General features: G+C 61.1%; 22 protein-coding genes, 1 tRNA gene and 1 riboswitch. Of the genes, 13 read left to right on the forward strand and 10 right to left on the reverse strand.

The features are described from left to right. Positions 1 to 23 precede the first annotated feature (23 nt). The 5 genes from B3N48_RS16095 to B3N48_RS16115 all read right to left on the reverse strand — a co-directional run bounded on the left by B3N48_RS16095 (position 24) and on the right by B3N48_RS16115 (position 5243). Complete coding sequence (locus tag B3N48_RS16095; protein WP_296185380.1) at positions 24 to 818, reverse strand: ABC transporter ATP-binding protein; 795 nt, start codon at positions 816 to 818, stop codon at positions 24 to 26. Then, complete coding sequence (locus tag B3N48_RS16100; RefSeq protein ID WP_296185381.1) at positions 815 to 1855, reverse strand: FecCD family ABC transporter permease; 1041 nt, start codon at positions 1853 to 1855, stop codon at positions 815 to 817. Before B3N48_RS16100 ends, B3N48_RS16095 begins: the two co-directional genes overlap by 4 nt. Further along, positions 1852 to 2871, reverse strand: coding sequence for an ABC transporter substrate-binding protein (locus tag B3N48_RS16105; protein ID WP_414704249.1), 1020 nt, complete (start codon positions 2869 to 2871; stop codon positions 1852 to 1854). Before B3N48_RS16105 ends, B3N48_RS16100 begins: the two co-directional genes overlap by 4 nt. 122 nt (positions 2872 to 2993) lie before the next feature. Continuing rightward, positions 2994 to 3200, reverse strand: a riboswitch (cobalamin riboswitch). 182 nt (positions 3201 to 3382) lie between these two features. After that, the gene (locus B3N48_RS16110; protein ID WP_296185382.1) at positions 3383 to 4102 is read right to left on the reverse strand and encodes an aspartate/glutamate racemase family protein; all 720 of its coding nucleotides are present in this window, start codon (positions 4100 to 4102) and stop codon (positions 3383 to 3385) included. A 145-nt stretch (positions 4103 to 4247) separates the two neighbouring features. Next, the gene (locus tag B3N48_RS16115) at positions 4248 to 5243 is read right to left on the reverse strand and encodes an aldo/keto reductase (protein WP_296185383.1); all 996 of its coding nucleotides are present in this window, start codon (positions 5241 to 5243) and stop codon (positions 4248 to 4250) included. A gap of 277 nt (positions 5244 to 5520) precedes the next feature. On the opposite strand from B3N48_RS16115, the gene B3N48_RS16120 reads away from it, so the two are divergent. Next, positions 5521 to 5685: a hypothetical protein gene (locus tag B3N48_RS16120; RefSeq protein WP_296186189.1), complete on the forward strand. Its 165-nt coding sequence runs from the start codon at positions 5521 to 5523 to the stop codon at positions 5683 to 5685. Between the two features lie 114 nt (positions 5686 to 5799). On the opposite strand, the gene B3N48_RS16125 is transcribed toward B3N48_RS16120, so the two are convergent. The 4 genes from B3N48_RS16125 to B3N48_RS16145 form a co-directional block, all read right to left on the reverse strand. Further along, complete coding sequence (locus B3N48_RS16125) at positions 5800 to 6558, reverse strand: endonuclease/exonuclease/phosphatase family protein (protein ID WP_296186166.1); 759 nt, start codon at positions 6556 to 6558, stop codon at positions 5800 to 5802. Positions 6559 to 6691: 133 nt separating this feature from the next. Continuing rightward, positions 6692 to 7906: an MFS transporter gene (locus tag B3N48_RS16130; protein WP_296185386.1), complete on the reverse strand. Its 1215-nt coding sequence runs from the start codon at positions 7904 to 7906 to the stop codon at positions 6692 to 6694. Between the two features lie 469 nt (positions 7907 to 8375). After that, a complete protein-coding gene (locus B3N48_RS16135; RefSeq protein WP_296185388.1) occupies positions 8376 to 9962 on the reverse strand; it encodes an ABC-F family ATPase in 1587 nt (528 codons plus the stop codon). A gap of 293 nt (positions 9963 to 10255) precedes the next feature. Beyond that, on the reverse strand, positions 10256 to 10993 hold the full coding sequence (locus B3N48_RS16145) for an SOS response-associated peptidase (RefSeq protein ID WP_296185390.1): 738 nt from the start codon (positions 10991 to 10993) through the stop codon (positions 10256 to 10258). Positions 10994 to 11090: 97 nt separating this feature from the next. Here B3N48_RS16145 and B3N48_RS16150 point away from each other — a divergent pair, with 97 nt between their 5' ends. The 5 genes from B3N48_RS16150 to B3N48_RS16170 all read left to right on the forward strand — a co-directional run bounded on the left by B3N48_RS16150 (position 11091) and on the right by B3N48_RS16170 (position 14175). Further along, positions 11091 to 11522 carry a LexA family protein gene (locus tag B3N48_RS16150; RefSeq protein ID WP_296185391.1) on the forward strand — a complete coding sequence of 144 codons (432 nt, stop codon included), beginning with the start codon at positions 11091 to 11093 and terminating at the stop codon, positions 11520 to 11522. Further along, positions 11509 to 12795, forward strand: a complete 1287-nt coding sequence (umuC, locus tag B3N48_RS16155; RefSeq protein ID WP_296185392.1) for a translesion error-prone DNA polymerase V subunit UmuC — start codon at positions 11509 to 11511, stop codon at positions 12793 to 12795. Before B3N48_RS16150 ends, umuC begins: the two co-directional genes overlap by 14 nt. Positions 12796 to 12849: 54 nt before the next feature. Next, the gene (locus tag B3N48_RS16160; protein WP_296185393.1) at positions 12850 to 13101 is read left to right on the forward strand and encodes a hypothetical protein; all 252 of its coding nucleotides are present in this window, start codon (positions 12850 to 12852) and stop codon (positions 13099 to 13101) included. Positions 13102 to 13220: 119 nt separating this feature from the next. Next, positions 13221 to 13937 carry a tRNA (adenine(22)-N(1))-methyltransferase gene (locus tag B3N48_RS16165; protein ID WP_296185397.1) on the forward strand — a complete coding sequence of 239 codons (717 nt, stop codon included), beginning with the start codon at positions 13221 to 13223 and terminating at the stop codon, positions 13935 to 13937. Positions 13938 to 14099: 162 nt separating this feature from the next. Then, positions 14100 to 14175, forward strand: a tRNA-Asn gene (locus B3N48_RS16170). 172 nt (positions 14176 to 14347) lie between these two features. Here the strand turns inward: B3N48_RS16170 and B3N48_RS16175 are convergent. Next, positions 14348 to 14716, reverse strand: coding sequence for an NUDIX hydrolase (locus B3N48_RS16175; RefSeq protein WP_296185400.1), 369 nt, complete (start codon positions 14714 to 14716; stop codon positions 14348 to 14350). A 516-nt stretch (positions 14717 to 15232) separates the two neighbouring features. Here B3N48_RS16175 and B3N48_RS16180 point away from each other — a divergent pair. From B3N48_RS16180 to B3N48_RS16210, 7 genes are all read left to right on the forward strand, one after another. Then, positions 15233 to 16081 carry a transporter substrate-binding domain-containing protein gene (locus B3N48_RS16180; RefSeq protein WP_296185401.1) on the forward strand — a complete coding sequence of 283 codons (849 nt, stop codon included), beginning with the start codon at positions 15233 to 15235 and terminating at the stop codon, positions 16079 to 16081. A gap of 64 nt (positions 16082 to 16145) precedes the next feature. Beyond that, on the forward strand, positions 16146 to 16808 hold the full coding sequence (locus B3N48_RS16185; RefSeq protein ID WP_296185403.1) for an amino acid ABC transporter permease: 663 nt from the start codon (positions 16146 to 16148) through the stop codon (positions 16806 to 16808). 9 nt (positions 16809 to 16817) lie between these two features. After that, positions 16818 to 17480 (forward strand): amino acid ABC transporter permease, encoded by a 663-nt coding sequence (locus B3N48_RS16190; RefSeq protein WP_296185405.1) that lies wholly within the window; start codon positions 16818 to 16820, stop codon positions 17478 to 17480. Then, positions 17477 to 18268, forward strand: coding sequence for an amino acid ABC transporter ATP-binding protein (locus tag B3N48_RS16195; RefSeq protein WP_296185407.1), 792 nt, complete (start codon positions 17477 to 17479; stop codon positions 18266 to 18268). The genes B3N48_RS16190 and B3N48_RS16195 overlap by 4 nt, the downstream gene beginning before the upstream one ends. A gap of 24 nt (positions 18269 to 18292) precedes the next feature. Beyond that, positions 18293 to 18682 carry a RidA family protein gene (locus tag B3N48_RS16200; RefSeq protein WP_296185408.1) on the forward strand — a complete coding sequence of 130 codons (390 nt, stop codon included), beginning with the start codon at positions 18293 to 18295 and terminating at the stop codon, positions 18680 to 18682. Between the two features lie 242 nt (positions 18683 to 18924). Continuing rightward, the gene (locus tag B3N48_RS16205) at positions 18925 to 19689 is read left to right on the forward strand and encodes an IclR family transcriptional regulator (RefSeq protein ID WP_296185409.1); all 765 of its coding nucleotides are present in this window, start codon (positions 18925 to 18927) and stop codon (positions 19687 to 19689) included. Between the two features lie 42 nt (positions 19690 to 19731). After that, entirely contained in the window at positions 19732 to 20937 is a 1206-nt protein-coding gene (locus tag B3N48_RS16210) for an amino acid deaminase (RefSeq protein ID WP_296185411.1), read from the forward strand. Positions 20938 to 20948 lie beyond the last annotated feature (11 nt).

Genomic DNA, 20948 nt, shown 5'->3' on the forward strand with positions numbered 1-20948 from the left:
AAGGCGTCAGAAAGCTTAGTGATTCACGACGTCTGTGGCCGCAGCCGCAACACTCGCTGCCCATCGAGCGGGTCGAGCAGCCAATGCCCCAGCACCCCGAAAGTGTCCTTCAGTCGCTCAGGCGTCAGCACCTCGAACGGTGATCCCAACGCCACCAGTCGCCCTCGGTCCAGCACCGCCAGCCGATCACAGGCCAGCGCCTGATTCAGATCGTGCAGCGCGATCACCGTGGTCACCGGCAGTCGATGCACCACATGCAGAATGGACAGCTGCTGTTGAATGTCGAGGTGGTTGGTCGGCTCGTCCAGCAGCAGTATCCGGGGCTGTTGCGCCAGTGCCCGGGCAATGTGGGCCCGCTGTCGTTCACCGCCGGACAAGGTGTGCCAGGCCCGGTGGCGAAGCGGCGTCAGGCCCACATCGGCAATGGCCTGAGCGACGATCTGCTCATCCTCCGTGCGCCAGGGTGCCAGCGCCGAGAGCCAAGGCGTGCGGCCCAACTCCACGGCTTCCAACAGCGAGATCGAGTCGCCGGTTTCCGCCTGCTGCTCGACCACCGCCATCCGTTGCGCAATGTCGCGGCGGCTGAACGCCGACAGCCGCTCACCCTGCAGGTACACCTCGCCGCACGCAGGCGGCAGTATCCCGGCCAACAGTTTGATCAGGGTCGACTTCCCCGAGCCATTGGGGCCGACCACGCCGAGGTTTTCCCCGGCACGGATCGTCAGCGACACCTCATCGAGCAAGGTTGCGCCCTTGACGCGGTAACTCAGCTTGACCGCGCTGATCACGCTGACGGCCTGTTCCACGGGAGCATTCATCGACCGCGATGTCCTCTGACCAGAATCAGCGCAAACACCGGGGCGCCGACCAGCGCCGTGATCACACCGATGGGCAGCACTTGCCCCTTTATCAACACCCGAGACAGCACGTCGGCGGCGATCAGAAACAGCGCACCGCTCAACGCACTCATGGGCAGCAGCCGCCCGTGCCGCACCCCGGCGATCATGCGAACGGCATGGGGAATCACCAACCCGACGAACCCGATGGAGCCCACCAGTGACACCATCACGGCCGTAACCAGCGCCGTCGTGGCGATCAGGATGATGTGTACGCGCCGCACCGGAATACCCAATGAGGCCGCGGAATCGGCGCCGAAGGTGAAGGCGTCCAATGACCGCCGATGCCACAGACACACCGTCAGACCCAGCAGCACCACGGGAACCGACAACGCCACCGACGACCAGCGCACGCCACTCAGATTGCCCAGCAGCCAGAACATGATGCCGCGGGCCTGTTCGGCACTGGCAGATTTGGTGATCAGAAACGACGTCAGCGCATTGAACAGCTGCGAACCGGCGATTCCCGCCAGAATGATCGGTCCCGTCGCGGCCCGGCCACTCGACTCGCGGGCCGAACGGGCGAGCAGGGCGACCATGGCAAAGGCCGCGATGGCCCCGACGAACGCGCCCGTTGACAGGGAAACCGCGCCGGCGCCTAAACCAATGATTGCCACCAGCACCGCGCCCGTGGACGCCCCTGCGGAAATCCCCAGCAAGTACGGGTCGGCCAACGCATTGCGCAGCAGCGACTGCAACACCACGCCGGAGATGGCCAGCCCTGCACCGCAGGCCGCTGCGACGATGGCGCGGGTGAGGCGGTAATTCCAGACGATGCCTTCGTCAATCGGGTCGACCGGATAACCCGCTGCCCACAGTTTGTTCGCCACTACCTGAAGGATCACCGGCAGGCTGATGGAGGTCTCGCCGATGGCCACGCCTGCAATCACCGCCAGCACCAGCACGACGCTGACCCACAGGCCATGGCCCAGGCATCGGGCGACATTCAGGGTTTTCATTGGCTGTCGGTGGCCTTGGCCAGTTGCTCGATGCCGTCGAACAGCCGAACGCTGGATTCCATGGCGCTCGCGTCCATGATCACGATGCGGTTGTTTTTCACGGCGTCCATGTGACGGGTCACGGGGTCGGATCTCAGAAAGGCGAGTTTCTTTTCGTGATCGTCTGCGGGGAAGCGGCGGCGGTCCATGCGCGCGATCACCAAAATCGTCGGATTGGCCTTGGCGATGGTCTCCCAGCCCACGGTTGGCCATTCTTCATCTGAATCAATGATGTTGCGAATGCCCAGGGTGTCGAGCATGAAGCCCGGAATGCCTTTGCGTCCGGCGACGTAGGGGTCGGTGTTGATGTCGGGGCTGGAGAACCAGAAGGCCGCTGAGATGTGGCCAGGGTGGTGGGTTTTGGTCTGTTCGACGGCAGCGGCGAGCCGCGTTTTGTAACCGTCGATCAACTGCTGGCCGCGATCCTGAACGTCGAAAATCTCCGCCTGCTGGGCGATGCTTTTGTACAGCGTGTCGATACGGAACGCCTCAAGCCGTGTACCGTCGGCGCCCACCCGGTTGTTTTTGCCTTCGCAGTCGGACGGCAGGATGTAGGTCGGGATATTCAGGTCCTCAAACTGCTGGCGGGTGCCGACCGCGCCTTGCGGGCCAACCATCCACTCGAACTGCACCGGCACGAAGTCCGGGCGTTTGCTGATCACCGATTCGAAGCTCGGCGCGTTGTCAGCCAGGCGTTCGATCCTGGCATTGACGTCCTTGAACTCCGGCAGGGGGGCGTTGAACCATAGCGAGGTGCCGACCACCCGATCACTCAGGCCCAGCGCGTACAGCATCTCGGTGGCGGCCTGGCCGATGGTCACGGTATTGAGAGGGGCTTTGGCGAAGGTCAGCGGCACGCCGCAATTGTCGATCGTCAGCGGGTAGTGGGTCGGCGCGGCGAAGGCCGCAGGGGCCAGACACGCCATGCAGGACAGCGTCAGACCCAGAAAGGGAGGGGCAAGGCGGCGCAGCGACATCGGGGCTTTCTCCAGTGAACCTGTGGTCGACGAAACAGGCACTGGAAAGCACACCCCGGCAGCGGCCCGACGATCAGGGCGCGCGCCGCGCACGGGAGTCCTTCCCGGACACCCCGCCGGTGAATGATTGACGCTTGCCGGCAGGTCTCCTGACTGACGCTTCATCACCGTGCTTCGGCCTTCCCGGGATCACCCAGTGGCAAACAGGAAGCAGGGCTCTACGCCTACAGTTGCGGGGACAGTTCCGTTTGAGCGCGCCCGATCGTACAGCGCAGCGCTCGCGGATTCCCTATTAATTCCGAATGGAAACCGGCGGCGGCGATGGTAAACGATTTGCCCGAAACAGGCGACCATTCGGCGTTCGCCACCCCTGTACTGGCGTGGCTTGTCCTGCGATCGGCTACGACGTCGTCGTCATTCGTCGAACGTCGTTCATCTGCCACACCGCAACTGCCGCATTGACGACAGGTTCCCCGTCGATCGCGGGACACGCCACGCGCCTACCGGTCGCTTATTTCAATGGCCAGCCGATCACGTTCTTCGGCCTCGGGCTCGCGTACGTGCGCACCTTGGAGGTCTTCAACCCCAGCCGCACCAACGACTCAGCCAGCGCCACGGCGGCCGTCACGCCATCCACTACCGGGACCCCTGCGCGGTCCCGAATCATCTGGTCCAGCCCGGCCATGCCGCCGCAACCCAGGCAGATCACCTCAGCCTTATCCTGCTTCACCGCTTCGTCCGCTTGCCCGGCGATGGCCTCCAGCGCACGGTCCGGCATGTCTTCCAATTCCAGCACGCTCATGCCGCTGGCCCGTACCGACGAACAGCGTTCGAAGAGTCCGGCCAGGCGCAGGCGATCCTCGATCAACGGCACGGTCCGATCCAGCGTGGTCACGACGGCATATGAATGCCCCAACAGCATCGCCACACTGGCTGCTGCTTCGGTGATGTCCACCACTGGCACGTCCAGCAATTCCTGCAAGCCTTCGCGCCCGTGTTCGCCATACCCGGCCTGAATCACCGCGTCGTAGGGCTGATCGTAGGACAGCACGCGGTCCATCACGGCAATCGCCGCCAGGTAACTTTCGAAATTGCCCTCTACCGACTCTGCACCAAAACGCGGCGTCAGCCCGACGATCTCCGTCCCAGGCAACGCAACGCTGCGCGCCTGCTCGGCCATGGTGTCGGTCATTGATTGGGTGGTGTTGACGTTGACGATCAAAATGCGCATCGGCGTGGCCTCTCCAGCAGAGAACAAGGGTTGCATGTCATCGCTGAAGCGAAAACCGCGCCACTTCGAACAGTCAACGCTGATCTGGCCACGCCACCGGGGCGAGGGCGACCTTTACCGGATCGATAAAGGCCCCCGCGACCCGTTAATCCTTCATGGGCACCGGCGCTTGCGGGGCGATGAACCCCTGATCACGCATGGCCTGCCAGAAGCCGTCCGGCACTTGAGCGTTCAGCGCCGTGACATCTTCTGTAATCCTCGAAGGACGGCTCGCACCCGGAATCACGGCCGCCACCAGCGGATTCGCCAGCACGAATTGCAATGCCGCCGATTTGACGTCGACCTGATACTGGCGGGCAATTTCCTGAATGTGGGCGACTTTGTCGAGCATCGCTTGTGGCGCTTCCTGATACTCGAAATGCTTGCCGCCCACCAACACGCCTGAGCTGTACGGACCGCCAACGACGAATTCGGCGTAATGTTCCCGCGCCTTGGCGAACAGGCGTTGCAACGGCTGATCATGATCCAGCAGGGAATAACGCCCGGCCAGCAGGAACCCGTCCGGCTGCGCTTCGCTCAGGTCCAGGGTCAGTTCACACGGCTCGACGCGGTTGACGCCAAGGCCCCAGGCTTTGATCACGCCTTCTTCCTTCAATCGGGTCAGGGTGCGGAAAGCACCGGTGCGGGCGATGTTGAAATGCTCGATCCACGCGTCACCGTGGGCGTCTTGCGCCACGTCATGGACAAACACGATATCCAGCCGGTCGGTGTTGAGCCGCTTGAGGCTGGCCTCGATGGAGCGCAGCGTCGCGTCGCCCGAATAGTCGGTGAGAATCTTGTTCTTCAGGCCGTGGCTGAACGGGCCATTGCGGCTTTCTGTGTCCAGTTCATCGGAAATGAGCCGACCCACTTTGGTGCTGAGGGTGTACTCGTCTCGTGAGACCTGGGCCAAGGCCTTTCCCAGTCGTTGTTCGGACAGTCCTGCGCCGTAAATCGGCGCCGTGTCGAAATAGCGGATGCCCTGGTCCCACGCCGATTGCACGGTGGCGGCGGCTTCTTCTTCGCTGATGTCGCGGAACATGTTGCCCAGCGGCGCCGCGCCGAAGCCGAGGCGGCCGATGATCTTGTCGTGCAGACTCATGAAAGTGTCCTGTCTGGCGTCATGGAAGACCGGGCAAAGGTGACCGGCGTGTTGTACAGATCATCCTGTGCGGCGGGAGTTCTGTCCGCTCGGTAACGCCGGACATCCGCCAGCGCCGATCGCACGGGAAGTCGTAATGCATGCCGGACCTGCGGCATGGCCCGTCAGCTCTCGTGTGGCGATTTCCATGGCGCAGCGCACTGAACGGTCAGCGGCGGCTACGCTCATATCCTTCACACACCGGGTCAAAGAGCCCGCCTGAACTGAGGAACCTGCCATGCACTTTCATTCGCCTCAAATGCTCGATGCCACGTTTCACGGCGGCGCTCCGCTGGATGACGAAGAGGTCGAAGTGGACGTGGATAATGATCCCGGGAACGAAGACCCGGGTTCTCAGTTCGACCGGGACGCCACGGTGCCGTTGATCGATCCGGACGAGTGACGCTTCACCCACGTAAAAGCGAGGGCATTCACCCTCGCTCTTTGCTTCATCAGACATTCATCCAGTACGGCGACCTTTGACACCATGTGGCGTTTGCGTCGGTCAACCCGCGCGCTACATGTGTACTTCGACGGCCAGCGGCAAGTGATCTGACAGGTGGGTCCAGGGTCGAGTGCCGAGGATTTTCGGGTTGTGGCTGGTGGCATTGCGCAGATATACCCGATCCAGCCTCAGCATCGGGAAGCGGGCGGGGTAGGTCTTCGCCAGTCGCCCGTGGCCTCGTTCAAACACTTCATGCAGGTAGCTGCAGCGCGCAAGGCGCTTGTTGCCCTGCAATTGCCAGTCGTTGAAATCCCCGGCGATCACCACCGGCGCATGCTCGGGCAGCGAGTCCAGCAGCGCGCACAGCAAGTCCAGCTGCAACTGGCGATGGCTCTCCAGCAAGCTCAGATGCACACAGATGGCATGCACTTCATCATGCCCCGGCACCTGCAATACACAATGCAGCAGGCCTCGGCGTTCGGGGCCGGTGATCGACACGTCGAGGTTGCGGTAGTGAAGAATCGGGTATTTGGACAGGATCGCGTTGCCATGGTGGCCCTCCGGGTAGACCGCGTTACGGCCATATGCGAAGTCGCTCCACATGCTGTCGGCGAGAAATTCGTACTGAGACAGCGTGGGCCAGTCGTGATAACGGGCGGCGTGACGGTCATGGCCGCCCAGCACTTCCTGCAGAAACACCAGATCGGCTCCGGTGCTGCGTACCGCTTCGCGAAGCTCCGGGAGGATGAAGCGACGATTGAAGGCTGTGAAGCCTTTGTGGGTGTTGACGGTTAGCACGCGAAGCCGATGAACGTCCCGTACGCCAGACATGTCCGAGGGAGGAAGTTGGACACCAGCAGGATCGGAAGTCACACGCACGCTCCTTTTGCGGGGGATGTGCTAGTTCCGACCGACTTCACTGCGGGCAGTTCAGCCGTTTGCGCTGCCGTTTGCGGGTGCCGGGTTACACCCGCGTGTCTACGGCGGGGCGTCGCGACAACAGCAGGGTCAGCCCCAGCGCCAGCATCGACAACAATGCCGCGAAGAGAAAAATCCAGTCATAGCCCATGCCCAAGGCAATCGCGCCCATCAGTGGCCCGGTAATGGCCAGCGCCAGATCGAAGAACACCGCGTAAGCGCCCAATCCGGCGCCCCGGCTGCTGTTAGGCACCTGTTTGATGGCCTCGACCCCAATGGCCGGGTACACCAGCGACAGTCCGAATCCTGTCAGCCCCGCGCCGATCAAGGCCACCTCGGTATTGGGCGAGAGCCACAGCAACACCAGGCCCAGGGTTTCCACCGACATGCAGACGATGGCCGAGCGAAAACCACCGAAGCGGGTGATGGCATTGATGAAAAACAGTCGCGCCACGATGAAGCAGACACCGAATACTGTCAGGCACCAGGCTGCGCCTTCCCAGCCGCGGCTTACGTAATACAGGGTGATGAACGTTGTCAGCGTGCCGTAGCCGATGGAGGAGAGGGTCAGGCCAAGCCCGTACGGTGCGACCCGACCGAACACCGACCAAAACGCCATACGCTCGCCGCGCACCACCGGCACTGGCGGTTTATTGCGAATCAGCAGCAGCGCACCGGCCGCCAACACTGCCAGCACCAGGCCCAGACTGATGAAACCCAGCGCATTGACCATCACCACACCCAGCGGCGCACCAATGGCAATCGCGCCGTAGGAAGCAATGCCGTTCCAGGAAATCGAGCGCGCCATGTGTTCCGGCCCGACCTGGCCAATGCACCAACTGATCGTGCCGACCCCGATCAGTCCTTGCGACACCCCAAGGATCACCCGGGCAATCACCAGCATGACCAGACTTGCCTCCGCCAGGCTTTCCAGTAACACCGCCAGCACCGTCAGCACGCCGCTCGCCACGATCCCCGCCAGGCCATACACGATGGCGCGTTTGGTCCCGATGGTGTCGCAGATCCTGCCCGCCACGGGTCGACTGAACAATGTCGCCAGGTACTGCGAGCCAATCACCAGACCCGCCACCACGGCGCTGAAACCCAGTTGGTTGTGGACATACCCGGGCATGACCGCAATCGGCAGCCCGATGCACAAAAACGCAATGAAGGTGTAGAGGACGATGGAGACGATTTGCAGCGTGATCGCCATTGAGTTCGTGTGCTGAGGCGAGGTATCGGGCGGCAGGGCGGCGGACATGGGGGCTCTTCGCAGGCGCGGTGGGAGTGCGCCATCATCGCCCGGGGGCAACGGAAATGAAAGCAGGCTAACGATTTAATCACGACGCCTGCAGCGGCATCCGAATCCGGCCCGGATTGACACCTCGCGCAACCGACCCACCCCGCAAAACCTGTAGGAGCCGCCGGGAACGACGGCAGCGAAGCGGTGTATCAGGCCACTCATCTGCAACTGACCCACCGCCATCGCTGCCGTCATGCCTCCGGCAGCGCCTACCGATTTTGCGCTGGCCGCAGCTTGTTGGGTCGACGCATGTCCAGCGATTCAGGGCCGATCAACGATCCCGAACCTCAACACATAACCCGTAGGAGCCGCCGGAGGAACGACGGCCGCGAAGAGGCCCTGACTCACACACCGCACAAACCGACACACCCCGCGCCCATAAAAAAGCCCCGTCACCAGGACAGGGCTTTCATTGGCGCATCATGAATCAGAACACCACGCCCTGGCTGCGCAGGTAGTCGTCGTAGGTGCCGCTGAAGTCGGTCACGCCATTCGCGCTCAACTCGATGATGCGGGTGGCCAGCGACGACACGAACTCACGGTCGTGGCTGACAAAGATCAACGTGCCCGGATAGTTCTCCAGCGCCAGGTTGAGCGCTTCGATGGATTCCATGTCCAGGTGGTTGGTCGGTTCGTCCATCACCAGCACGTTCGGCTTTTGCAGGATCAGCTTGCCGAACAGCATGCGGCCTTGCTCGCCCCCGGAAATGACCTTGACCGACTTGAGAATCTCGTCGTTCGAGAACAGCATCCGGCCCAAAGTACCGCGGATGATCTGCTCGCCCTGGGTCCACTGGCCCATCCAGTCGAACAGGCTGACGTCGTCTTCAAAATCATGGGCGTGATCCTGGGCGTAGTAGCCCAGTTCCGCACTTTCGGTCCACTTCACCGAGCCCGAATCCGGGGTCAGTTCACCCATCAGCGTGCGCAGCAGGGTGGTCTTGCCGATACCGTTCGGGCCGATGATCGCCACGCGCTCGCCGGCTTCGACGGTGAAGCTGAAGTTCTTGAACAACGTCTTGCCGTCGAAACCTTTGGACATCTGCTCGATGGTCACGGCCTGGCGGTGCAACTTTTTAGTCTGCTCGAAACGAATGAACGGGCTGACGCGGCTAGACGGCTTGACCTCGGCCAACTGGATCTTGTCGATCTGCTTGGCGCGGGACGTGGCCTGCTTGGCTTTCGAGGCATTGGCCGAGAAGCGGCTGACGAACGTCTGCAATTCGGCGATCTGGGCTTTCTTCTTGGCGTTGTCCGACAGCAATTGCTCGCGGGACTGCGTCGCCGCAGTCATGTACTCGTCGTAGTTGCCGGGGAACAGACGCAGTTCGCCGTAATCCAGGTCGGCCATGTGGGTGCAGACGCTGTTCAGGAAGTGACGGTCGTGGGAAATGATGATCATGGTGCTGTTACGCGCCGTCAGAATCGTTTCCAGCCAGCGAATGGTGTTGATGTCCAGGTGGTTGGTCGGTTCGTCGAGCAACAGCACTTCCGGATCGGAAAACAGGGCCTGCGCCAGCAGCACGCGGAGTTTCCAGCCCGGAGCGACTTCGGTCATCGGCCCGAAATGCTGCTCCAGCGGAATGCCCAGACCCAGCAACAGCTCGCCGGCACGGGATTCGGCGGTGTAACCGTCCATCTCGGCGAATTCGGTTTCCAGCTCGGCCACGGCCATGCCGTCGTCTTCGCTCATTTCCGGCAGCGAGTAGATGCGGTCGCGCTCGGCCTTGACCTTCCACAGCTCCTCATGGCCCATGATCACAGTGTCGATGACTGTGAATTCTTCGTAGGCGAACTGATCCTGACGCAATTTACCCAAGCGTACGTTCGGCTCGAGCATCACCTGACCGCCCGACGGCTCCAGATCGCCGCCGAGGATCTTCATGAAGGTGGATTTGCCACAGCCGTTGGCGCCAATGAGGCCATAGCGATTGCCGTTGTTGAATTTGACCGAAACGTTCTCGAACAGCGGCTTGGCGCCGAACTGCATCGTGATGTTAGCTGTGGAAATCAAAGCGTTTACCTATCAATAACTTGGCTGTTGCTGGAATTCTCTGATACCGATTTGAGACCGATTCCGAGTTTTTCCAGTTCGCTCCAGTCGGAGCTTGAGTTGATCCATCGGGCATACGTCGAACAGCAGCATCTGCGCATGTAGGCTGAGCTGCTGAGGCATAAAAGCGGGGGTTCAAACTGGAATTGGCGCGCATTGTCGCACAAGTCGGGCGACAGTTGTATGGCGGTCTGGCCCGAGGCTGCGGCGTGTTGGCTCAGTGGCCGGTGACAACCAGCGCCGGGTGCGCACCCTCATCCGTAGTCTTCGTCGTTCGCAAACAGATCGCGAGGCGGGGCAGGCATTTTTTCAAGCGGCCTGATCAGTTGCGGGCCCTGGGCGTCGGCGCGTCCGACGTCCTTGCCCACAGCGTCCCATGTCAGATCGTCGGTGGAGCGGCAGCCTTCTCGGGCGAGCTGTTCGGCGCGTGCGTTCGAGGTCGTCGGGTCGAGCCATTCTCGGGCGTGGGCGGGCGTCAGCACGACGGGGCGTCGGTCATGCAGGGCGAGCATGCCCGTGTCGCTGGCGGTGGTCATGATCACGAAGCCATCGCGCTCGTCGGCCGGACCTTCATGGACGTCCGCCAGACCGGCGAAGAATAAAGGCGCCGAATCTCTCAGGCGAATGAAAAAGGGCTTTTTGACTGTGGGGTTGTGCGCATCCTTCACCCATTCGAACCAGCCGTTGGCCGGCGCCAGCACGCGACGTTTCGGCCACAGGCTGTTGAAGAACGTGCCGTCCATTACCGTTTCGACCCGGGCGTTGAACGGATCGGGCCGCTTGCCTTTGGCCCATGCGGGCGACCAGCCCCAGCGCACCTTGTCCACTTTCAACCCCGCATCGGTGGCGCGAATGATTTCCACGCGGGTGGTCGGCGCCACGTTGTAGCGCTCGATGGGCCACAGGTCGTAGCCGTTGATCACCAGCTGGGTCGGCGCCAGTTCTTTAAGGTAGTGATCCATCGACTCATAAATCGAATACCGCCCGCACATGTGTCACCCGTCGAAATGTGTTGTCGTGAGATTGACCAAAAGCCCGGTCACGGCGTTAACTGTATATGCATACAGTTATTCAAACAAGGCACACATCATGAGTCTTACCGTTCTGGGTCCGTTGAAGGCTGGCGGCGAACGCTTGCCCTATTTTTCCTCCCACGCCGCTGCCGGGTTCCCGTCTCCGGCCGCCGATCACATCGAAAAGCACCTCTCGCTGGACGAGCTGTTCGACATCCGCGCACCCCACGTTTACCTGGTCAGAATCGAAGGCGACAGCATGCAGGGTGCCGGCATCTTCTGTGGCGATCTGGTCATCGTCGACCGAAGCCTTTACGCCGAGCACGGTGACATCGTGGTCGCGTCGCTCAACACGGAGGCGGTGTGCAAACGGCTGCACATGCGCGGGGCGGACGTCATGTTGAAATCCGAAAACCCGGCCTACGCGCCGCGCCGTGTGCTGGAAAGCGACGACCTGATGATCTGGGGTGTCGTCAAGCACAGCATCCGTGCCCATGGCAAAGCGTGAGCCGGTCTTCGCGCTGATCGACTGCAACAGCTTTTACGCGAGCTGCGAGCGGGTGTTCCGCACCGATTTGGCGAAAACCCCGATCGTGGTGCTGTCGAACAACGACGGCTGTGTGATTGCCCGCAGCTACGACGCCAAACCGTTTGTGCAGATGGCCGCGCCCTATTTCAAGATCAAGGATGAGCTGCGGCGCCATGGCGTGGTGGCGTTCAGCAGCAATTACGCGCTGTACGGCGACATGAGCGAGCGGGTCATGACCATCATCGAGTCGCGGGTGCCGTCGCTCGAGGTGTACAGCATTGACGAGGCATTTGCCGATTTGACGGGCATCCCCGGCGATCTGACCGGTTTCGGCCGTGACATTCGCGAAACGATTCTCAAGCACACCAGCCTGCCGGTTGGCGTGGGCATCGCGCGGACCAAGACCCTGGCCAAGCTGGCCAATCATATTGCCAAGCAACTGCCTGACGAAGATCAGGGTGTTTTCAACATGTGCGATCCCGCCGTGCGCGACGAGGTGCTGCGCAGCAGCGATGTCAGTGACGTGTGGGGTATTGGCAAGCGGATGAAAACGCATTTGAACGCCATGGGCATCGAAACCGCCATGGACCTAGCGCGCGCCGATCGCTGGATGCTGCGGCAGAAATTCAGCGTGGTGATCGAAAAGACCTCGCGAGAGCTCGCCGGAACCCCGTGCCTGACCCTCGAAGAAGCGCAAGCACCCCGGCACGAAATCTGTTGCAGCCGCATGTTCGGTGATCGGGTAATGGACATTGAGTCGCTGCAGCAGGCCGTGGCCACCTACACGCAGCGCGCCGCGGAAAAGCTCCGTGCGCAACACTCGCTGTGCAAGAAAATCAGGGTCAGCATCCGCACGGGCATGTTCAACCCGGATGAAGCGCGGTACGCCAACGCCGCTCTGGTGGAGCTGCCGTACCCCACCAACGACGTGCGATTGATGAGCAAGGCGGCGACTGAAGCAGTCAATCGCCTGTTCCGCCCCGGCTATCGGTACAGCAAGGCCGAGGTGTTGCTGATGGACCTGCGCCAACCCGGCGAATTTACCGATGATCTGTTTGCATCCGCGCAACCGGCGACAGCGACCAAGGTAATGGAGGTGCTGGACGCGATAAACGGCAAATGGGGCAGGGGAACGCTTAGATGCGCCAGCGTCCCGTATGAGCCCGGTTGGGCGATGCGGCGGGAGTTGATGAGTCGGAGCTACACGACCAAGCTCGACGAATTGTGGGTAGTGGGCAAAAAGCTGAACTAAAAGCTGACCTGCCAGTCAGGATATTCGCTGACTTTTCTCTAATAAGGACTGACCATGCACACCTATGACGTCGAATACGCCTTCAACGGCGAAGCCCGGGCCCATTGCTTTGAACTTAAACAACCGAGTTTGCCGGTGCACGAAGCGGCCATGCATCTGCTGCAGCTGCATTTCGGCGATGCAGAGAACAGCTTGATCATGCCCAATGGCGACGCAACGCCGGATGAGATCATTGAGCAGGCCGCGCGGGTCGGGCTGAACGAAATTCGTGTGGTAGACAGCAGCGTGGAGGGCGACGCCCATTGAGGGATGCCGCGCCTGCGCGGCTGTGCTGAGCATCTGCGTTTGAAATGCGCCGTTGCACCCGACACAATCGCGCCCCGATCCGGCACCTGCGCCGGATGTAGAGACGGAGCGCGTGAACGTTGAACGAGCAATCCTTGTCCAGGCGCCTTGCGCGCGTCGCCGCCCACGTACCATTGGGCGCCAGGCTGGCCGATATCGGTTCGGATCACGCGTACCTGCCCGTGGCGTTGATGCGTCGTGGTCTGATCGACGCGGCCGTGGCCGGTGAAGTGGCCTTGACGCCGTTTCAGGCCGCAACGCGAACGGTGCGCGAGAACGGCTTCGCCCAACGGATCATCGTGCGTCGGGCCAATGGCCTGGACGCGATCGAAGCCGAAGACCGGATTACCGCGATCAGCCTGTGCGGCATGGGCGGGGAAACGATTCGGGATATCCTCGACAACGGCAAGGCACGTTTGGACGATGACGCACGGCTGATCTTGCAACCCAATGGCGGCGAACAGCCGCTGCGGCGGTGGCTGATGGAAAACGGCTACCGGATCGTGGTCGAGGAGGTGCTGCGGGAAAACCGTTTCGATTACGAAATCATCGTCGCCGACCGCAGCGGCCCGGTGACGTACGGCGAGGAAGAGCTGTTCTTCGGCCCGTTGCAGATGCACATCCGCAGTGCTGCTTTTTTGCTCAAGTGGCAGCGTCTGCTGCGCCTGAAACAGCGCACGCTGCAGGGCTTTGACCGCGCGCGGCAGGTCGTGCCTGAAGAGAAGGTGCAAACGATGGAGCGCCAGGTGGCATGGATCGAGGCGCTGCTGGCGGATTCGCTCGACGCGAGTAGGTGAGGAGATTGTCACTTGCCAGCCGTTCATTGGCTGGCGCAGGAAAGACGTCGCTTCCTTCGCCATTGGCGCGTGGAAGGGGAGGCTCAAGTCCGGTTCGGCGGACAGAAGATTTTTTATCCTGTTGCTTGACTTCTCTTTTTCAATCAGTAAGATAGCTCGCATTCCGCGATAGCTCAGTTGGTAGAGCAAGTGACTGTTAATCACTGGGTCCCTGGTTCGAGTCCAGGTCGTGGAGCCAGACGAAACACCGAAAAGGCCAGCGCATAGCTGGCCTTTTTTTGTCCAATGAAAAATCAGGGTATTGGCTTGCCGTCAGTTGACGACGGCAGAGATCTTTTCTCGGGCCGGTCAGGTGGGCATCGCTTCTATCTAAGGAAAGCGGTTACAGGGATGTACTCGACAGCTGGCGACTAGGAAATCGCGTCAACCAGAAACGCTTTGACGATCGACTTCACCGAAGGGTTGACCTTGAGCGAGTTGAGCTCTTTGGCGGTGAACCACTTGCAGTCGGCAATTTCGTTTTTTGGGGTCGGTGTCGCCATGAAGGTGACGGACACCTCAAACACGTGGTGCAGCACGCTCCCGCCCTCAAAGCGTGTGATGTACGACAAATCCTGCAGAATCAAACCCGTCTCTTCGCGCAATTCGCGCGCCGCCGCTTGAGCCGGAGACTCATTGGCCTCGACCTTGCCACCCGGCAGCGTCCAGCGCGCCTTGGGCTTGCGCACATACAAGATCTGGTCGTCTCGACGGCAAATGACTGTGGCTCGTTCTTTCATTGGATATTCCTCCACCGTACAACCGTTGTGATGCGCACCGTATTGGCCAGGTCACAAGGTTGTCATAAAAGCTTCATACAAGACTTCGAAGCACGTACGGTGCCAATGTTCCCGCTGATTTGAATCTGGGTGGCAAGCGGTCCGTTTTTGATAGCTTCAGCGTAGCGAACTGCATCCTTCGAGGGGCTGCAATCCGATGGCGAGTTGATAGACCTTCGTCCTTTCAGTCCGTGCGCTCTTGGTTGCGACCTCACTCATCCTGCACACGCCCAATTGCGGCGCGCCACGCACAACGGTGGGGCCGCGAAACACAGGCGCGTGGTGATTGGTAGCGCACGTGAGCGCCGTAAATCGTTCCCCTTTTTATGCGACCGCGTCTACGCCATTGAAATCTCAAGGGTTTGCCTTAATGGGATTTCACGCGCGATCTGTGGCACACTTCCTGCTGTCCATTCCGTTGTTACATACTCGTTTCCGTTATAACGGAATTAACATTTTCTCGGCGGAGTTCATCACATGCATCGCGGACCTTCTTTTCTGAAAGCTTGTGCATTCGTCCTGGCAACGACAGCCACACTGGCGGCCACTGCCCACGCAGCCGACAGCAAGCTCGACAGCGTGCTGCAGCGCGGCCATCTGGTCGTGGGGACGGGCAGCACCAACGCGCCGTGGCACTTCCAGGGCGCCGACGGCAAGTTGCAGGGTTTTGATATCGACATCTCGCGCATTGTCGCCAAAGGCCTGTTCAATGACCCGAGCAAAGTCGAGTTCGTGGTGCAGTCGTCCGATCCACGAATTCCCAACCTGTTGACCGACAAAGTCGACATGAGCTGCCAGTTCATCACCGTCACCGCCAGTCGAGCGCAGCAGGTGGCGTTCACGCTGCCGTATTACCGTGAAGGCGTGGCGCTGCTGCTACCGGCTAACAGTAAGTACAAAGAAATTGACGATCTGAAAGCCGCTGGCGATGGCGTGACCGTTGCGGTGTTGCAGAACGTTTACGCCGAAGAGCTGGTGCATCAGGCGCTGCCGAAGGCCAAGGTCGATCAGTACGACAGCGTTGACTTGATGTACCAGGCCATCAACTCCGGGCGTGCCGACACCGCTGCCACCGACCAGTCTTCGGTCAAATACCTGATGGTGCAGAACCCTGGCCGCTACCGTTCGCCAGCCTTCGCCTGGAGTCCGCAGACCTACGCCTGCGCCGTCAAACGCGGCGATCAGGACTGGCTGAACTTCGTCAATACCGCGCTGCATGAAGCCATGACCGGCGTGGAATTCCCGGCCTACGCGGAATCCTTCAAGAAATGGTTCGGCGTTGAGTTGCCGAGCCCGGCGATCGGTTTTCCGGTTGAGTACAAGTAACGCGACCCGTAATTGACGGGGCAGGGAAGGCCGTTGTGTCTTCCCGTCCCAGGTACTCCTGACCATGAATTATCAGTTGAATTTTGCGGCAGTCTGGCGGGATTTTCCCAGTCTGCTGGCGGGACTGGGGCTTGGCCTCGAGCTGGCGCTGATTTCCATTGCCATTGGTTGCGTCATCGGCCTGATGGCGGCGTTTGCGATGTTGTCGAAATACCGCGCGCTGCGGGGGGTGTCGTCGGTGTACGTCACAGTGATCCGCAACACGCCGATTCTGGTGCTGATCCTGCTGATCTACTTCGCCTTGCCAAGTCTGGGTATCCGCCTGGACAAGGTTCCTTCGTTCATCGTCACCCTGTCGCTGTATGCCGGGGCGTATCTGACCGAAGTGTTCCGCGCGGGCCTGTTGAGCATTCACAAGGGTCAGCGTGAAGCGGGACTGGCGATCGGTCTCGGCGAATGGCAGGTGCGTGCTTACATCCTGGTGCCGGTGATGCTGCGCAACGTGCTGCCTGCACTGTCGAACAACTTCATTTCGCTGTTCAAGGACACCTCGCTGGCGGCCGCCATCGCTGTGCCGGAACTGACTTATTACGCGCGCAAGATCAACGTCGAGAGCTACCGGGTGATCGAAACCTGGCTGGTGACCACAGCGTTGTACGTGGCTGCCTGTTACCTCATCGCCATGCTCTTGCGCTACCTCGAACAGCGCTTGGCGATTCGCCGCTAGGAGGCCGACATGTACGAACAACCGACCTGGCTGCATGAACTGTGGACGGCTCGCGAGGCGCTGTGGAACGGCTTTCTGACCAGCGTGCAATGCGCGGGCCTGGCGATCATCTGCGGCACCGTGATCGGCGTGTTTGCCGGTCTGATCCTGACCTACGGCAAGTGGTGGGCGCGCCTGCCATTTCGCGCCTACGTCGACCTGATTCGCGGCACGCCAGTCTTCGTCCTGGTGCTGGCCTGCTTTTATATGGCACCGGCGCTGGGCTGGCAGATTTCGGCGTTCAATGCGGGCGCATTGGGGTTGACGCTGTTCTGCGGCTCCCACGTCGCGGAAATCGTGCGCGGGGCGTTACAGGCCATTCCCCGGGGGCAACTGGAAGCCGGTAAGGCGATCGGCCTGACGTTCAGCCAGTCGCTGAGCTACGTGCTGCTGCCTCAGGCCCTGCGCCAGATCCTGCCGACCTGGGTCAATTCGTCCACCGAAATCGTCAAGGCGTCGACCCTGCTGTCGGTGATTGGCGTGGCTGAACTGCTGCTCAGCACGCAACAGGTGATCGCGCGTAATTTCATGACCCTTGAGTTTTACCTGTTCGCCGGATTCCTTTTCTTCGTCATCAACTACGCCATCGAACTCCTCGGGCGGCAAATCGAAAAACGGGTGGCCTTGCCATGACACAGACTCAAACCGCGAGCGCCGCACCGGCGTTGTTGAGCATCGAAGGGCTGCACAAATCCTATGGCCCTGTGGAAGTGCTCAAGGGCGTCGACCTGCACATGAACAAGGGCAACGTGGTGACCCTGATCGGCTCCAGTGGCTCGGGCAAGACCACGCTGCTGCGTTGCGTCAACCTGCTGGAGGAATTTCAGGGAGGGCACATTCGCCTGGAAGGGCAAGACATCGGCTACAGCGAGGTGAACGGCAAACGCGTGCGCCACCCCGAAAAAGTCATCGCCCGGCACCGCGCCATGACTGGCATGGCGTTCCAGCAATTCAATCTGTTCCCGCACCTGACCGCGCTGCAAAACGTCACCTTGGGTTTGCTGAAAGTGAAAAAGCTGCCCAAGGATCAGGCCGTTGCATTGGCTGAAAAATGGCTGGAGCGGGTCGGCCTGCTGGAGCGCCGCAATCACTATCCAGGCCAGCTGTCCGGCGGTCAGCAGCAGCGGGTGGCCATCGCCCGCGCCATCGCTATGAACCCAAGCCTGATGCTGTTCGACGAAGTGACTTCAGCGCTGGACCCGGAGCTGGTCGGCGAAGTGCTCAGCGTGATCAAGGGCCTGGCGGAAGAGGGCATGACCATGCTGCTGGTGACCCACGAGATGCGCTTCGCTTACGAAGTGTCGGACCAGATCGTGTTCATGAATCAGGGCCGCATCGAGGAACAAGGCCCACCCAAAACCCTGTTCGAGCAGCCGAAATCGGCGCGCCTGACAGAATTCCTCAAGAACATCCGGTTTTAAACGCTCGATCAAAGGAGATATTTCATGAGCATTACACGTTACGGCGCCGGCAGCACGGCAGGTGGCGGTCAGCCACGTCCTTTTGCCCGCGCTGTAGAGGCCGATGGCTGGCTGCACGTGTCCGGCCAGGTGCCCGCCGAGAATGGCGAAATCATCAATGGCGGCATCGTCGAGCAGACCCACAAGACGATGCAGAACTTGGTGGCGATTCTGGAAGAAGCCGGTTACGGCCTGGAAGATGTGGTGCGCGTCGGCGTGTGGCTGGAAGACCCGCGGGATTTCTGGAGCTTCAACAAAGTGTTCGGCGAGTACTTCAAACCCGAACACGCCCCGGCCCGCGCCTGCGTCCAGGCCAGCATGATGGTCGATTGCAAGGTCGAAATCGACTGCATTGCATACAAGAAGAAGGCCTGAGCTGACGCATAACCCCCTGTAGGAGCGTGGCTTGTCCCGCGAACGGCGACGAAGTCGTCGTAAAAACGGTATATGCGGTCTGTCTGAGCCACCGCGTCCGCCGATTTTACTACTGCTGCGCAGCAGCTCGCGGGACAAGCCGCGCTCCTACAGGGGATCGCGCTGGATTCCGAAGCCATGCCGGCCTCGGTACACTGCCTGCCTTCTTTAAAGAGACCCCCAGCTCAATGGAAAGCACGACCATGACCGAAGACACCATCAAGCGCCGGGCCCGGGGTCTGGACCGGGCGTTCGATATTCTCGATTTCCTCAAGGAAACGGGCACGCCCCTGCGCCCGAATGAAATTGCCAGCGGCATCGGCAGCCCGAAATCGACGGTCTACGAACTGGTGGCGTCCCTGCTGGAGCGGCGCATTCTGGAAAACGTGGGCAAGGACGGCCATGTCTATCTGGGGCGCCAGCTGTATTTTCTCGGGCAGGCACACTTGCGGCACTTCGACTTCACCCGTGAGGCCGAAATCAGCCTGGGCGAGATCGTCGAGCAGACCCGCGAAACCGCGCAGATGTGCCTGCTCAACGGCCGCAAATACACCGTCGCCCTGATGAAAGAAGGCGCCCGGCACTTCCGCATTTCCTCGGACATCGGCGAGGACGCACCGATCCCGTGGACCGCCTCCGGGCGCCTGCTGCTGGGGCACCTGAGCGATCAGGCGATCATCGACCTGATCGACCCCGAGGATTTCATCCTGCCGGACGGCACGCGGCTGCCGCTGGACACCTTCCTCGCCGAGATCCGCAAGGCCCATGCAGAGGGCTTCTTTTCGTTCAACAGCATCGCCGACACCTTCACCCATTGCTTCGCCGCACCGGTCAGGGACAAGCAGGGGCTGTGCATCGCCACCCTGTGCATCGTCGCGCCCCGGGCCGACGCCACCGCGCATTACAACGACTACCGACGGGTGTTGATCGACAGCGCAAACAGCCTGGCTCGCCGGGTCAATGAGTGAAGCGTAGTCACCGCACACCTATAAGCATTTCGGAGAACAGACATGAGCACTGCCACAGTGGAAAAGGGCGCCGCCAAACCGGGCGAGCAACTGGTACGTGACGTCAGCCTGCCTGCGCTGGTCATCCACGACAACGCCCTGGAACACAACCTGCGCTGGATGCAGAAATTCGTCACGGACAGCGGCGCCGAGCTCGCGCCTCACGGCAAAACCAGCATGGTGCCTGCGCTGTTCCAGCGTCAGTTGCAGCACGGCGCCTGGGGCATGACCCTGGCGACCGCCACTCAGACCCGTGCCGCTTACGCCCATGGCGTGCGCCGCGTGCTGATGGCCAACCAACTGGTGGGCGCGCCAAACATGGCAATCATTGCCGACATGCTCAGTGACTCGATGTTCGACTTCCATTGCATGGTCGATCACCCCGACAACGTCCGGGCCTTGGGCGAATTCTTCGCCGCGAAGGGCCTGCACCTCAACGTGATGATCGAATACGGCGTGGTCGGCGGCCGCTGCGGGTGTCGCAGCGAAGCCGAGGTCATGGCCCTGGCCGAGGCTATCGCTGCGCAGCCGGCCCTCAAACTGACCGGTATCGAAGGTTACGAAGGGGTGATTCACGGCGAGCAGGCCGTTGCCGGTATTCGCGCGTTCGCGGCGTCACTGGTGCGCCTGACCGTGGACTTGCAGGACAAAGGTGCCTTTGCGCTGGATCGTCCGATCGTTACCGCGTCTGGCTCGGCCTGGTACGACCTGATCGCCGAAGAGTTCGACAAGCAGCAGGTGCGCGACCGCTTCCTCGCCGTGTTGCGCCCCGGCAGCTACGTGGTGCATGACCACGGCATCTATAAAGAAGCGCAATGCTGCGTACTCGACCGCCGCCACGATCTGAGCGAAGGCCTGCAGCCGGCCATGGAAGTCTGGGCCCACGTGCAGTCGATGCCGGAACCGGGCTTTGCCGTGATCGCACTGGGCAAGCGTGACGTGGCGTTCGACGCCGGCATGCCGAACCCGATCAAGCGTTACAAAGCGGGTGTCGTGCCCGCACAAGGCGATGACGTCAGTGCGTGCAAGGTGACCGCCGTGATGGACCAGCATGCGTTCATGACGGTCGCGCCCGGCGTCGACCTGAAGATCGGCGACATCATCTCCTTCGGCACCTCGCACCCTTGCCTGACCTTCGACAAGTGGCGAACGGGCTGTCTGGTGGGTGACGATCTGAGTGTCATCGAAACCTTCGAAACCTTTTTCTGACGGGAGCCTGT

Source organism: Pseudomonas sp. UBA1879 (genome assembly GCF_002338065.1).
Lineage (GTDB): Bacteria > Pseudomonadota > Gammaproteobacteria > Pseudomonadales > Pseudomonadaceae > Aquipseudomonas.

Excerpts from the sequence above, each read along its gene's own strand:
- B3N48_RS16110 (WP_296185382.1), bottom strand. The coding sequence starts at position 4,102 with ATGCGCATTTTGATCGTCAACGTCAACACCACCCAATCAATGACCGAC.
- B3N48_RS16175 (WP_296185400.1), bottom strand. The coding sequence starts at position 14,716 with ATGAAAGAACGAGCCACAGTCATTTGCCGTCGAGACGACCAGATCTTG.
- B3N48_RS16115 (WP_296185383.1), bottom strand. The coding sequence starts at position 5,243 with ATGAGTCTGCACGACAAGATCATCGGCCGCCTCGGCTTCGGCGCGGCG.
- B3N48_RS16120 (WP_296186189.1), top strand. The coding sequence starts at position 5,521 with ATGCACTTTCATTCGCCTCAAATGCTCGATGCCACGTTTCACGGCGGC.
- umuC (WP_296185392.1), top strand. The coding sequence starts at position 11,509 with ATGGCAAAGCGTGAGCCGGTCTTCGCGCTGATCGACTGCAACAGCTTT.
- B3N48_RS16145 (WP_296185390.1), bottom strand. The coding sequence starts at position 10,993 with ATGTGCGGGCGGTATTCGATTTATGAGTCGATGGATCACTACCTTAAA.
- B3N48_RS16180 (WP_296185401.1), top strand. The coding sequence starts at position 15,233 with ATGCATCGCGGACCTTCTTTTCTGAAAGCTTGTGCATTCGTCCTGGCA.
- B3N48_RS16150 (WP_296185391.1), top strand. The coding sequence starts at position 11,091 with ATGAGTCTTACCGTTCTGGGTCCGTTGAAGGCTGGCGGCGAACGCTTG.
- B3N48_RS16125 (WP_296186166.1), bottom strand. The coding sequence starts at position 6,558 with ATGTCTGGCGTACGGGACGTTCATCGGCTTCGCGTGCTAACCGTCAAC.
- B3N48_RS16195 (WP_296185407.1), top strand. The coding sequence starts at position 17,477 with ATGACACAGACTCAAACCGCGAGCGCCGCACCGGCGTTGTTGAGCATC.
- B3N48_RS16200 (WP_296185408.1), top strand. The coding sequence starts at position 18,293 with ATGAGCATTACACGTTACGGCGCCGGCAGCACGGCAGGTGGCGGTCAG.
- B3N48_RS16185 (WP_296185403.1), top strand. The coding sequence starts at position 16,146 with ATGAATTATCAGTTGAATTTTGCGGCAGTCTGGCGGGATTTTCCCAGT.
- B3N48_RS16210 (WP_296185411.1), top strand. The coding sequence starts at position 19,732 with ATGAGCACTGCCACAGTGGAAAAGGGCGCCGCCAAACCGGGCGAGCAA.
- B3N48_RS16105 (WP_414704249.1), bottom strand. The coding sequence starts at position 2,871 with ATGTCGCTGCGCCGCCTTGCCCCTCCCTTTCTGGGTCTGACGCTGTCC.
- B3N48_RS16205 (WP_296185409.1), top strand. The coding sequence starts at position 18,925 with ATGACCGAAGACACCATCAAGCGCCGGGCCCGGGGTCTGGACCGGGCG.
- B3N48_RS16160 (WP_296185393.1), top strand. The coding sequence starts at position 12,850 with ATGCACACCTATGACGTCGAATACGCCTTCAACGGCGAAGCCCGGGCC.
- B3N48_RS16095 (WP_296185380.1), bottom strand. The coding sequence starts at position 818 with ATGAATGCTCCCGTGGAACAGGCCGTCAGCGTGATCAGCGCGGTCAAG.
- B3N48_RS16130 (WP_296185386.1), bottom strand. The coding sequence starts at position 7,906 with ATGTCCGCCGCCCTGCCGCCCGATACCTCGCCTCAGCACACGAACTCA.
- B3N48_RS16190 (WP_296185405.1), top strand. The coding sequence starts at position 16,818 with ATGTACGAACAACCGACCTGGCTGCATGAACTGTGGACGGCTCGCGAG.
- B3N48_RS16100 (WP_296185381.1), bottom strand. The coding sequence starts at position 1,855 with ATGAAAACCCTGAATGTCGCCCGATGCCTGGGCCATGGCCTGTGGGTC.